Here is an 11,001-nt window from a genome sequence, read left to right on the forward strand (position 1 = left end):
GAAGCCATGACTACTACTGACAACGCACCGGAGGGCGTACTCCCTCGACCGGTCGTGGACAGGCTTCCAAAATACGCTGCCGGTAAACCACCGGCAGCTATTGAAGGCCTCACCAGCTACAAATTGTCGTCCAACGAGAACCCGCTGCCTCCGATCCCTGCAGTGCTGCAGGCAATATCGGACCAGACAGATATCAACCGCTACCCTGATCCTCTGGCAACGAAGCTGAGGACGGCCCTTGCAGGATTCCTGGATGTCCCGGCTGACGATGTCGTCACCGGCGCCGGCAGCCTCGGGGCACTGAACCAGATTCTCGCAACTTTTGCCGGGCAGAACGACGACGGCAAAGCCGACGAAGTGATCTACGCCTGGCGTTCCTTCGAGGCATACCCCATCTGCGTGGGGCTGGCAGGTGCTGCCAGTGTCCAAATACCTTTGCTGGCAGATGGACGGCACGATCTCGACACGATGGCCGCGGCAGTTACCGTCCGCACCAAGGTGATCCTGTTGTGCACTCCGAACAACCCCACCGGACCGATTCTGACCGCTGAGGAAACAGAACGCTTTATCCAGTCTGTTCCGCCCAACGTGGTGGTTGTTATTGATGAGGCCTATCAGGAATTCGTGCGGGACTCCGAAGCTGTGGATGGCATCAAGCTTTACCGCAAATACCCGAACGTTGTTGTCCTGAGGACTTTTTCCAAGGCCCACGGCCTGGCGGGTCTTCGCGTGGGATACAGCGTGGCGGGTCCGGCCCTCACCCAACATCTTCGGGTAACGGCCACGCCATTTGCGGTTTCACAAATTGCCGAACGCGCCGCAGTAACCTCGATTGAGAATTTCGACCAGGTTGTGGAAAGGGTACAAAGCCTCGTGGTCGAACGTGACCGCGTCACCGCCGGGCTGCGGGAGCTGGGCTGGTTCGTTCCTGAGGCCCAAGGCAACTTCATATGGTTGAATCTGGGCGGGAACAGTGCCGAATTTGCGGCCCTTGCCGCAGAGCAGGCGTTGTCCGTTCGAGCCTTTGCCAACGAGGGCGTACGCGTCAGCATCGGCGAAGTGGAGGCCAACACGCGATTCTTGAATCTCTGTGCAGGTTATACAAAGGCGCCGCGTGGTTCCTAGCGGTTAACAAATGCGCCAACCGAACTTACTGCCGATAAAGTAAGGGACGAAAGCCAAAAATATGCCCGTTCCGGAATGCATTCCGGAACGGGCATATATCCCAGCGACAGACATTGTCCGGCAACCAGCCAGCGGCAAAGCAAGGAGACGGAATGGGCTCGACACAACTGCCCCCCGGGACGGAAGAATCTCTCGCGGCCACCACCGCGTTGGCAGCCGCACCAAGCGAGCCGACGGAAATGGTGCAGTTGCTCGGACCCGACGGGACATTGGGGTCGGACCCGGTCTTCTCGGACTACGCCAAGCGGATCGATCCGGAGAAGCTCCGGGTCTTCTACGCCGACATGGCCAGGATCCGTCGCTTTGACCAGGAATCCACCGCCCTTCAGCGCCAGGGGGAGCTCGCCTTGTGGGTCCCCTTGACGGGCCAGGAGGCTGCGCAGATCGGTTCCGGCCACGCAAGCCAGCCGCAGGACTATATCTTTCCCACGTACCGCGAGCACGGTGTGGCACTCGTCCGGAATGTGGACCTCGCGGAGTTGTTGAAGCAGTTCCGTGGAGTCTCGAACGGTGGCTGGGATCCGCGTGAGAACAACTTCCACTTGTACACGCTGGTGCTCGCTGCGCAGACCCTTCACGCCGTGGGCTATGCCATGGGCATCCAGCGGGACCAGAAGTCCGCGGGGGCTACAGACTCAACTGATCCCAAAGCCGCTGTCATTGCCTACTTTGGAGATGGCGCGAGCTCCGAGGGGGACGTTCACGAGTCAATGGTGTTCGCGGCGTCTTATAACGCGCCCGTGGTGTTCTTCTGCCAGAACAACCACTGGGCCATTTCGGTGCCAACCGAAGTCCAGACCAAGGTTCCATTGGCCAATCGCGCAAAAGGCTACGGTTTCCCGGGCATCCGCGTTGATGGCAACGATGTCATTGCCGTCCATGCCGTGACGGAATGGGCCCTGGAGCACGCGCGGGAAGGCCGCGGCCCGGTCCTGATCGAGGCTTACACCTACCGGGTAGGTGCCCACACCACGGCGGATGACCCCACCAAGTACAGGGAGTCGGCCGAAGAAGCTGCCTGGCGCGAGAAGGATCCGCTGGACCGCCTGGAAAAGTACCTGCGCGCCGAAGGGCTCGCTGACGAAGCGTTCTTTGATCAGGTCAAGGCCGACGGCGACGAATTGGCCAAGTACGTGCGAAGCACCACGCACGGCCTGGAAGTACCGGACATCCGGGAAGCATTCGCAAGCGTGTACGCCGAGCAACATCCGCTGATTGCAGAGGAATTGGCCTGGTTCGAGGAATACTCGGCCGGCTTCGAAAGCGACCAGGAGGCATCCAACTGATGGCAACAATGACTATTGCCAAGGCCATCAACGAGGGTCTGCGCGCCACCTTGGCGGGGAACCCGAAGTCGCTCCTGATGGGTGAAGACATCGGCCATCTTGGCGGTGTTTACAGGGTTACCGATGGCCTCATCAAGGAATTCGGTGACGACCGTGTCCTGGACACTCCGTTGGCCGAGTCCGGCATTGTGGGTACGGCCATCGGCCTGGCCCTGCGTGGATACTCGCCGGTGTGTGAGATCCAGTTCGATGGCTTCGTCTATCCGGCCTTCAACCAGATCACCACCCAGCTCGCCAAGATCCATGCCCGGAGCCTCGGCAAGCTGACCGTCCCGGTGGTAATCCGTATTCCTTATGGCGGCGGCATTGGCTCCATCGAGCACCACTCGGAGTCACCCGAAGCACTTTTCGCGCACACCGCGGGCCTGCGGATCATCACGCCCTCCAATGCCCACGATGCCTACTGGATGATCCAGAAGGCAGTCGAATGCCAGGACCCCGTGATCTTCTTCGAGCCCAAGCGCCGTTACTGGCTCAAGGGTGAAGTGGATGTAGAGAACCCCGGCCTGTCGGAGGACCCCTTCAAGGCACATGTTGTCCGGGAGGGCACCGACGCCACCATCGTGGCCTACGGCCCGTTGGTTCCGGTTGCGTTGGCCGCCGCCAACGCTGCCACCGAGGACGGACGAAGCATTGAGGTCATCGACCTCCGTTCCATCTCTCCAGTGGACTTTGACACCGTGGAAGCTTCCGTGAAGAAGACCGGCAGGTTGATCGTGGCCCACGAAGCCCCGACCTTTGGCGGCATCGGCGGTGAGATCGCGGCACGAATCAGTGAGCGCGCTTTCCTCCACCTTGAGGCCCCGGTGATCCGCGTGGGCGGCTTCCATATGCCCTATCCAGTGGCCAAGGTGGAGGAGGACTACTTGCCGGACATCGACAAGATCCTCGAAGCCCTTGACCGCTCCCTGGCCTACTAACCGCCCTGATCCAGCCCGGCTTTCCTGCCTGGTAACCGGAAATCGAGGACCACTGTGACTGTAAAGAAATTCAACCTGCCGGACGTCGGAGAAGGCTTGACCGAGGCCGAGGTAGTTGCCTGGAAGGTAAAGCCGGGCGACACCGTTGCGATCAACGATGTCCTGTGCGAGATCGAGACCGCCAAGTCCCTCGTTGAACTGCCGTCGCCATTTGCCGGCACAGTTACAGAGCTGTTGGTGGAAGAAGGCATCACCGTTGAGGTGGGAACTGCGATTATCGCTGTTTCGGAGGGCCAGGAGGGCGCCATCGAAACTGCGCCGCAGGCTCCGGAAGTTGCAGGAGCAGCTGAGGAATCTCCTGTCTACGGCAAGCTGACCGCTGAGGCAGGGGAGCAGCCCGCAGGCGGCCCGCTGGTGGGTTCAGGACCCAAGGCCGACGCCGTCAAGCGCCGTGCCCGCAAACGTCCGGCCGGTGCCGTGGCTGACGCCGTCCCGGTCGCCGAGAATGCCGAGGGAACAGTCCAGGACAACCAAGCGGTCTTGGCAGCAAAAGCAGCCGAACCGCAGGTCCCCCAGCGTCCGACGGCGGCACGCGCCGTCGTCGAACCGGTACGGCAGGCGCCGTCCGCCCCATTGCAGCCGTCCGCCGCAGTGGCTCAATCTGCTGCGCAGCAGCCGGCGGCTACCCGCGGTGCGGCCATCAGCGGCACCATCAGCGGTTTGGTTAACAAGGTCCTGGCCAAGCCGCCGGTGCGTAAGTTTGCCCGTGATCTTGGCATCGACCTCGCCGACGTCGTCGCAACCGGGCAGCGCGGTGAAGTGACCCGTGAGGACCTGGTGAGCTACCAGGCCCAGCGCGACGCCGAGCACGATCAGGCGGACACTTTCTGGGGAGCTTCGAGGAAGCCGCAGGACCAACGCATCGAGCGTGTGCCGGTCAAGGGAGTCCGCAAAGCGACTGCCAAAGCCATGGTGGACTCCGCTTTCTCGGCGCCGCACGTCAGCATTTTTGTGGATGTCGACGCCAGCCGCACCATGGAGTTCGTCAAGCGGCTCAAGGTTTCGCGCGATTTTGAAGGCATCAAAGTCTCCCCGCTGCTCATCCTTGCCAAGGCCGTTATCTGGGCTGCAGCCCGCAACCCCAGCGTTAACGCCACCTGGGTGGAGGACGCTGACGGCAAGGGAGGTGCCGAGATCCAGGTCAAGCACTTCATGAATTTGGGTATTGCCGCTGCAACCCCGCGCGGCCTCATGGTCCCCAACATCAAGGATGCCCAGGACCTTTCCCTTAAGGAACTGGCGCTGGCACTCAATGAGCTGGCAACCAAGGCCCGCGCCGGCAAGACGCAGCCTGCCGAGATGCAGGGTGGAAGCCTGACCATCACCAACATCGGCGCGTTGGGCATCGATACGGGCACCCCGATCATCAACCCGGGGGAAGTGGCCATCATTGCTTTCGGAACCATCAAGCAGAAGCCCTGGGTCCTGGATGGCGAAGTGATTCCGCGGTGGATTACCACCCTCGGCGGTTCCTTCGACCACCGAGTGGTCGACGGCGACTTGTCCGCGCGCTTCATGGCAGACGTCGCCGCAATTCTTGAAGAACCGGCGCTGTTGCTTGATTGACCGGACCACGGAGCCCGTACACACGCCCCCTCAGCTTCTGGGAGGACCCTGGCGAACGGTTGCCCGTGTCCTGACTGAAGTTTTCCAGCCGCCCATCGTCGTCCTGGTCCTGCTGCTGATCAGTCCTGCCATCGAATCCGGATTTCCGGGGACCATGTGGTTCGGCCTGCTGGGAGCTCTTTTCGTTTGCGTGCTACCGCTTGCCTATGTGCTGGTGATGGTCAAGCTTGGTCGGATCACTGACCATCACGTCAGCGATCGGCGGCAACGGCCGGCGTTGCTCCTGATGGCACTGGTTTCCGTGGTGGCCGGCCTGTTCGTGCTGCAGTTGCTCGGTGGGCCGGTGAGCGTCTCCGTGATGATCATCGCCCTGATCGGCGGCATCGCGGTCCTGGCGGTGGTCAGTGCCTTTTGGAAGATGAGCGGCCACGCCTCCGCACTCGCGGCGGCAGTGGTCATTGCCATCCTCATGTTCGGCCCCGCGTGGCTCCCGCTGCTGGTTCTCGTTCCGGCTGTGGGCTGGTCCCGCTTGGTCCTTCGGGCCCATACCTTGGGACAGGTCATCGTGGGGTCGCTGTTTGGCGGCATCGTGATCGCCGGCCTGTGGTGGCTGCTACGCGAACTGATGCTCTAGTAGGCCGGGTAATTGACCAGCAGTGCCTGGAGTTCGGTTGTTGACATGTTGTTGGCGAGTTCAACGCTGATGCCCATCGCGACGGCGGCCACAGTGACCATCGCTACGCAGGCAAGGGACAAGAAGCGCCAATCCTTGCGAAAAACGCTGCCAAGGGTCTCCGGCATCTCAAGGTCAGGCGTAATCATGTTGGGGGCGCTGTCCCAGGAACCGTCGTCGAGCATTGCGACGATCCGGTTGTTGGCGCGGTCGTAGCGCATGGTGCTGATGTTGTTGCCGTGACGGGCAAGCAGGATGTCGTGGCCCACGCGCTGGCGAGGCTGCAAAGTAAGCAAGAATGTTCCCCTGAAATTGAGATGTGGAGGTGGCGCACGCCATTGGGGGCATCTCAATTTTATAACGGTTGACTCAGCGGGAAGTCCCGGAGAACGCCGAAAGCCGGGTGAGTCTCCCCACCCGGCCACGTGATTCAGCTCGCTTTAGGGCTGGTCCGTCTTGGCGATGTAGACATCGCAAGGAGCGGTGTGGGCAACGGTGTTGGCTACGCTTCCCAGGACGCGGCCCAAGCCCTGCATACGGCGGTTTCCGACCACGATGAGCCTGGCATCCTGCACTTCGGCTTCTTTGACCAAGGCTTCGCCTGGCTTGCCGCGGGCCGCAGAGTAGGTCACCTCGAGGCCTTCATGGGCGAGGCGCTCGGCAACAGTGCGGGCTACGGTCTCGGCTTCGGCAGCATCTGAGACGATCCACTTGTCCGTGCCGATCTCAACAACCTCGGTCCGGTTGCTGTCGAAGGCGCTGACAACGCGCAGGCTGGCTCCCAGCCCAAGCGCCAGCTGTTGCGCTGCCTGCGCCGCCCTCATAGCCGTCTCGCTGCCGTCGACTCCGACAATCACAACTCCGGTCATTGTGCTGCTCCTTCATTGGTGGCTTTGATGGCTTCTGCCAGGACAGGCGCCAGGCGTCGCACGCCTTCGGCAATCGTATCCGGCGGCACCGCACTGAAGGCGAGGCGCAGTTTGTTGGAGGGGCCGTCGGCGGGGGAGAAAGCTGCGCCGGGGATGAAGACGACCCCGGCATCGATCGCCTTTCCGAGCAGCGGATACGTGTCCACGCCCTCGGGCAGTGTGACCCACACGAAGAAACCACCGGCAGGGCGCGTCCAGGTCAGGCCCGCGGGCATGTGTTCATCGAGTGCGGACAGCAGCGCCTCGCAGCGCTCGGCGTACAGGCTTCGATAGGTGTCGATTTGGCCTTGCCAGTCGTAGTCGCGGAGATATGCCGAGACGAGCATCTGGTTCAGAGGCGGTGGGCAGAGCGTTACGGCCTCGGAGGCGAGGTAGAAGCGCCGCTGCAAATGGGCGGGAACAAGGGCCCAGCCGATGCGAAGCCCTGGAGCGAAGATCTTGGAGAACGACCCGAGGTAGATGACATCGTCCGGGTTGTCCGCACGCATCGGGGCAATGGGGTGGCCGTCGAAACGCAGAAGTCCGTACGGGTTGTCCTCGAGGACGATAATATTCGCGTCACGGCATATATCGACGATCCGTTGCCTGCGCTCTGCGGCCAAGGTGATGCCGGAGGGGTTGTTGAAGTTGGGAATCGTGTAGAGGAACTTGATGTTCTTGCCCTCTGACTGAAGCGCGGCGATCCTGGCCTCAAGAAGCTCCGGCACCAGTCCGTCGTCGTCCATTTCAACAGGTTCCACCTGCACCTGGTAGGCCTCGAACGTGTTCAGGGCGCCCACATAAGTGGGGTTTTCCACCAGGACGACGTCGCCGGGGTTGCAGAAGACCTTGGTAGCTACGTCCTGCGCGGATTGGGAACCCGCCGTGATCACGATGTTCCCGGGATCGGCGTTGGTGATTCCCTCGGCGGCCATGATTTCGCAGATCTGCGCGCGGAGTTCTTCCGTTCCTTGCCCGCCGCCGTATTGAAGGGCGGTCATGCCTTCCTCGGCGATGATCCGCGCCGCAGTTTGGCCAAGTTGTTCCAGCGGTAGCGACTGCAGGTAGGGGTTGCCTCCTGCGAGGGAGACAAGCCCGGGCTGCATGGAGATGTCGAAGACATCGCGAACGGCGGATTGCTTGATGTTGGCGGCCCGCGCGGAGAACAGTTCCTCGTGCGGGTGAGCGGCCGTAGCGGCCCGCTCAATGGCGTCGATGGCTTCAGCGGGCAGCGTTGCGCCGGCATCCAATGTTTCGTGGGTCACAGTCACAGGATACTCCTCGATGTTGCTAATGAGGCAACACCTGTTTTCAAATCGGCCACGTGTTTCGCGATGCGAGCTTTACGCCGTGGGCGGGAGCGGCTGGAATGTAGCTATGACAGCGCACCGGGGATCCGTGACCAAGGCCAAGCAGTTCCATAGACTCCACGACGCAGGACCAACGCCGCTGGTGCTGGTGAACGTTTGGGACGCGGCATCCGCCCGGGTAGTCCAGGAAGCCGGGGCGACGGCGATCGCCACGTCAAGCTCGGCCGTCTCCTGGAGTCTGGGCTTCCGGGACGGCGACCACGTGCCATGGGGCTTGGCCATGGCCGCACTGGGCCGGGTGGTGGGCGCTACCTCCTTGCCGGTCACGGCGGACATTGAAACGGGCTACGGCCGGACCGACGACGAGCTCCGTGCCACGGTCCACGCCGTCCTGGACGCCGGCGCCGTGGGGATCAACATTGAAGACTCGGGCGCAGAACCGCTTACCGACATCGACGAACAGTCACGGCGAATCGCATTGATCCGCCTGGTCGCGGACGAGCGCGAAATCCCCTTGTTCATCAACGCCCGGACCGACACCTACCTTTCCGGCCAATTCCCCGACGCTGCCTACGACGAAACGCTCCGGCGAGCCGAGTCGTACCTCACCGCAGGCGCCAACGGAATCTTCGTCCCCGGCGTCGTTGATTTACACGTACTGCACCAGCTCTCCAGCCAGATCCCGGCGCCCCTCAACGCGCTGGCGGGCGTTGGTGCTCCGTCGCCCCTTGAACTGCACGACGCCGGCGTCCGTCGCGTCAGCATCGGCGGCAACACGGCCAAGGCGGCGTACGCAAAAGTGGCCCGCGTGGCTACGGAAATTCTTGGCGACGGTAATTGGGCGGGCCTGGCCGGCACCCGCAGCCACGACGAGATGGATGCATTGTTCGAGGAGGGGCCCAAGTACAGCCTGTAACCGGTCCGGCAAACGCACGACGGCGGTGCCCGGCTTTAATGTCGGACCCCGCCGATAGCCTGGGTACAGAAGCTATCCACGACGGCGAAGGGGGCATATGGCACGGCGCAGTGTGCAGTTCTGGCGGTTCGAGCAGCTGAATGGAGAAGAGCTCAGCCGCCCGTTCCCCGCGCGTCGTCTGGCCGAAGTCCTGAAGAAGGCGCAGGAAGCCGGAACGGACCGGCACTTCACCAGCGTGGATGGAACGGTAATGCTTGCCCAGGCGGTGGCATCATCGCCTTACCCAGTGCTGCTCCTTGACAGGGTCCGCGATACCAACCTGCCGAGCGTTGGCGATGCGCTCGGCCGCCGGAAGGCGTTGCCCTTGGCGCCTGGCGATCATCTGTTGGAGACCACCTATTTCGCGTTCCTCAAACGCAACGTCATCGCGGTGCTGACCAGTGGAAATGGGCCTCGGGCGTCCCGAATGGGGGAGTACCTGGAAGGGATGCTCGGTTTGGAGCCGACCTTGGTGCCGGTGGTGAGGGAAGATATCGAGGAAATCCTGACCCGGTTGGAAGTGAGCCGCTTTGAGTTCGCCCTGCCCGCTGAGCGCCTGTCCGGGAAGCTCATGGAAGGCGAGTGGGCTGACGTGCTGGACAGTGCCTCCCGCCTGATGAACCAGGGAACATTCCGGATTTCCCTGAGCGTCGGAAGGACCGGTAGTGCCGAAGACAAGCGGCGGATCAGGGAACGCATTCAACGGCTGATCGATCTCTTCCGCCAGGCCGGTTCCGTGGAGCATTTCGATTACGTCGTGGCGGAGGGAAAGGACTCCCTGACCGGTGACCGCGAGGTGGTGGACTTGCTGAAGGAGCGGTTCATTTCCCACGTCGAGGTGGATCCGGACCTCTTCAATGATCCTCAAAAGTCCACTGCCGAGGCGATTTCGATCCTCAACAAACAGGCAATGGATAACGAGGCGTTCTTCGCCAAAACGTTGCCGGACCTCAGGGGGACCCCTGACTCCAGCCTGGTGCCGGACATCGTCGCTGGAGGAATGGCCGCTGTCCGTGCAGCCCTTGCCGCGGCTGTGGTGAACGCCGGGGAAGCTGGCCAAACGGCCGGGGAGCACCAGGACGGAGCGGGTCATGAGCTTGTACGGGGTTGATGTTGACCGTGCCGGCCGCCGGAGGTCCTTGTGGCGCTGGTTCCTGCTGCATCCAATGGCCGACTACCTCTGGGCTGGCCTGGCCGTGATTCTCTGGGTGGGTGTAGCTGCCGTGGCAGGTCAGCCCTTGCTGCTGGAAGGCGTGGACCCTGGTGCTCGGCGCACCCTGTTCCAAACCCTCGCGACCTTGGCCGGTGCCACGGCTGGGCTCACCCTCACGAGTGTCTCCATGCTGATCAACGTGCTCGGAAAGAAGGCGGCGCCGGGCCAGCGGGAACTTCCGTTGGAGAAGCTCTCGGCTACCCACCGACGCCAGATCGGCGAAGTCTTCCTTTTTGCCATTCCCGGGCTCGGCCTACTGGTGATTGCAGCGATGGTCACGGTTGTCCTTGAAGGAGACGGGCCCACGGGCCTGTGGATCCCCGAGGCTGTGGCCTTCCTGCTTGCCTTCGCCTCGGTACTGGCCTTATTGCGCGTGGCTTGGGCCCTCAGGCGGGTGCTGGCAATCGCGACGGCGTAGCCTCGATCGGCCCTGGCCGGCCCGACCGGAACCCAGAACCAGAACCAGACCCAGCCCCACTCACCGCACGCTCAGCGCCTCCGTCAGCGTGCGGCCATTGATGTAGATCTCCGCCCGTGACGCCCCCGTGGCCGACACCACGGTGTGGGTCAGCTGGGCCTGGATCCTCGGTATATCGCAAACCCCGCCTGGCCGCAGGGATCCGCTGAGGTTCACCACCACAGTGGATCCGCTCATGTAACCGGAAAGGAATTTCAGGGAAGAACCCGCCAGCGAATCGTAGAGTGCTGCGTCGCTGTCCACCGGTAGGCCAGCTTCCAGCAACCGACCGAGCGCCACGGTGAGCGGATCGCCCGGGACCGCCACGCCGCGCACAGGAACCAGGCTGTCGTTGCAGCCGAACCGCACGCCGCGCGCGCCGCCGTCGTCGATCGCGACGTAGTAGAC

Annotated in this window: 12 protein-coding genes; 8 read left to right on the top strand and 4 right to left on the bottom strand. The window is 62.6% G+C overall.

The features are described from left to right. The first annotated feature begins 6 nt into the window (after nt 1–6). From PJL15_RS10340 to PJL15_RS10360, 5 genes are all read left to right on the top strand, one after another. Entirely contained in the window at nt 7–1,125 is a 1,119-nt protein-coding gene (locus PJL15_RS10340) for a histidinol-phosphate transaminase (protein ID WP_281451057.1), read from the top strand. Between the two features lie 152 nt (nt 1,126–1,277). Then, nucleotides 1,278–2,471, top strand: coding sequence for a pyruvate dehydrogenase (acetyl-transferring) E1 component subunit alpha (gene pdhA / locus PJL15_RS10345; RefSeq protein WP_281451058.1), 1,194 nt, complete (start codon nt 1,278–1,280; stop codon nt 2,469–2,471). Then, nucleotides 2,471–3,451 carry an alpha-ketoacid dehydrogenase subunit beta gene (locus tag PJL15_RS10350; protein WP_281451059.1) on the top strand — a complete coding sequence of 327 codons (981 nt, stop codon included), beginning with the start codon at nt 2,471–2,473 and terminating at the stop codon, nt 3,449–3,451. The genes pdhA and PJL15_RS10350 overlap by 1 nt, the downstream gene beginning before the upstream one ends. A gap of 54 nt (nt 3,452–3,505) precedes the next feature. Then, entirely contained in the window at nt 3,506–5,077 is a 1,572-nt protein-coding gene (locus tag PJL15_RS10355; protein ID WP_281451060.1) for a 2-oxo acid dehydrogenase subunit E2, read from the top strand. Nucleotides 5,078–5,114: 37 nt separating this feature from the next. Then, nucleotides 5,115–5,711: a phosphatase PAP2 family protein gene (locus tag PJL15_RS10360; RefSeq protein ID WP_281451070.1), complete on the top strand. Its 597-nt coding sequence runs from the start codon at nt 5,115–5,117 to the stop codon at nt 5,709–5,711. On the opposite strand, the gene PJL15_RS10365 is transcribed toward PJL15_RS10360, so the two are convergent. From PJL15_RS10365 to PJL15_RS10375, 3 genes are all read right to left on the bottom strand, one after another. After that, nucleotides 5,708–6,019, bottom strand: a complete 312-nt coding sequence (locus PJL15_RS10365; protein WP_281451071.1) for a hypothetical protein — start codon at nt 6,017–6,019, stop codon at nt 5,708–5,710. The genes PJL15_RS10360 and PJL15_RS10365 overlap by 4 nt on opposite strands. A 171-nt stretch (nt 6,020–6,190) precedes the next feature. Further along, nucleotides 6,191–6,619, bottom strand: a complete 429-nt coding sequence (locus PJL15_RS10370) for a universal stress protein (protein ID WP_262276426.1) — start codon at nt 6,617–6,619, stop codon at nt 6,191–6,193. Beyond that, nucleotides 6,616–7,923: a PLP-dependent aminotransferase family protein gene (locus PJL15_RS10375; RefSeq protein ID WP_281451061.1), complete on the bottom strand. Its 1,308-nt coding sequence runs from the start codon at nt 7,921–7,923 to the stop codon at nt 6,616–6,618. Before PJL15_RS10375 ends, PJL15_RS10370 begins: the two co-directional genes overlap by 4 nt. Before the next feature lie 112 nt (nt 7,924–8,035). Here PJL15_RS10375 and PJL15_RS10380 point away from each other — a divergent pair, with 112 nt between their 5' ends. The 3 genes from PJL15_RS10380 to PJL15_RS10390 all read left to right on the top strand — a co-directional run bounded on the left by PJL15_RS10380 (nt 8,036) and on the right by PJL15_RS10390 (nt 10,554). Beyond that, a complete protein-coding gene (locus PJL15_RS10380) occupies nt 8,036–8,884 on the top strand; it encodes an isocitrate lyase/PEP mutase family protein (RefSeq protein WP_281451062.1) in 849 nt (282 codons plus the stop codon). A 97-nt stretch (nt 8,885–8,981) separates the two neighbouring features. Beyond that, nucleotides 8,982–10,034 carry a hypothetical protein gene (locus tag PJL15_RS10385; RefSeq protein ID WP_281451063.1) on the top strand — a complete coding sequence of 351 codons (1,053 nt, stop codon included), beginning with the start codon at nt 8,982–8,984 and terminating at the stop codon, nt 10,032–10,034. Next, nucleotides 10,015–10,554 carry a hypothetical protein gene (locus tag PJL15_RS10390; RefSeq protein WP_281451064.1) on the top strand — a complete coding sequence of 180 codons (540 nt, stop codon included), beginning with the start codon at nt 10,015–10,017 and terminating at the stop codon, nt 10,552–10,554. Before PJL15_RS10385 ends, PJL15_RS10390 begins: the two co-directional genes overlap by 20 nt. A 60-nt stretch (nt 10,555–10,614) precedes the next feature. Here PJL15_RS10390 and PJL15_RS10395 read toward each other — a convergent pair. Next, on the bottom strand, nt 10,615–11,001 hold a 387-nt coding region (locus PJL15_RS10395; protein ID WP_281451065.1), incomplete at its 5' end, for a GerMN domain-containing protein.

Source organism: Paenarthrobacter nitroguajacolicus (assembly GCF_029952445.1).
Classification (GTDB): Bacteria; Actinomycetota; Actinomycetes; order Actinomycetales; family Micrococcaceae; genus Arthrobacter; species Arthrobacter nitroguajacolicus_B.

Coding starts and splice junctions, on each gene's coding strand:
- PJL15_RS10340 (WP_281451057.1), top strand. CDS start 7: ATGACTACTACTGACAACGCACCGGAGGGCGTACTCCCTCGACCGGTC.
- pdhA (WP_281451058.1), top strand. CDS start 1,278: ATGGGCTCGACACAACTGCCCCCCGGGACGGAAGAATCTCTCGCGGCC.
- PJL15_RS10350 (WP_281451059.1), top strand. CDS start 2,471: ATGGCAACAATGACTATTGCCAAGGCCATCAACGAGGGTCTGCGCGCC.
- PJL15_RS10370 (WP_262276426.1), bottom strand. CDS start 6,619: ATGACCGGAGTTGTGATTGTCGGAGTCGACGGCAGCGAGACGGCTATG.
- PJL15_RS10380 (WP_281451062.1), top strand. CDS start 8,036: ATGACAGCGCACCGGGGATCCGTGACCAAGGCCAAGCAGTTCCATAGA.
- PJL15_RS10385 (WP_281451063.1), top strand. CDS start 8,982: ATGGCACGGCGCAGTGTGCAGTTCTGGCGGTTCGAGCAGCTGAATGGA.
- PJL15_RS10390 (WP_281451064.1), top strand. CDS start 10,015: ATGAGCTTGTACGGGGTTGATGTTGACCGTGCCGGCCGCCGGAGGTCC.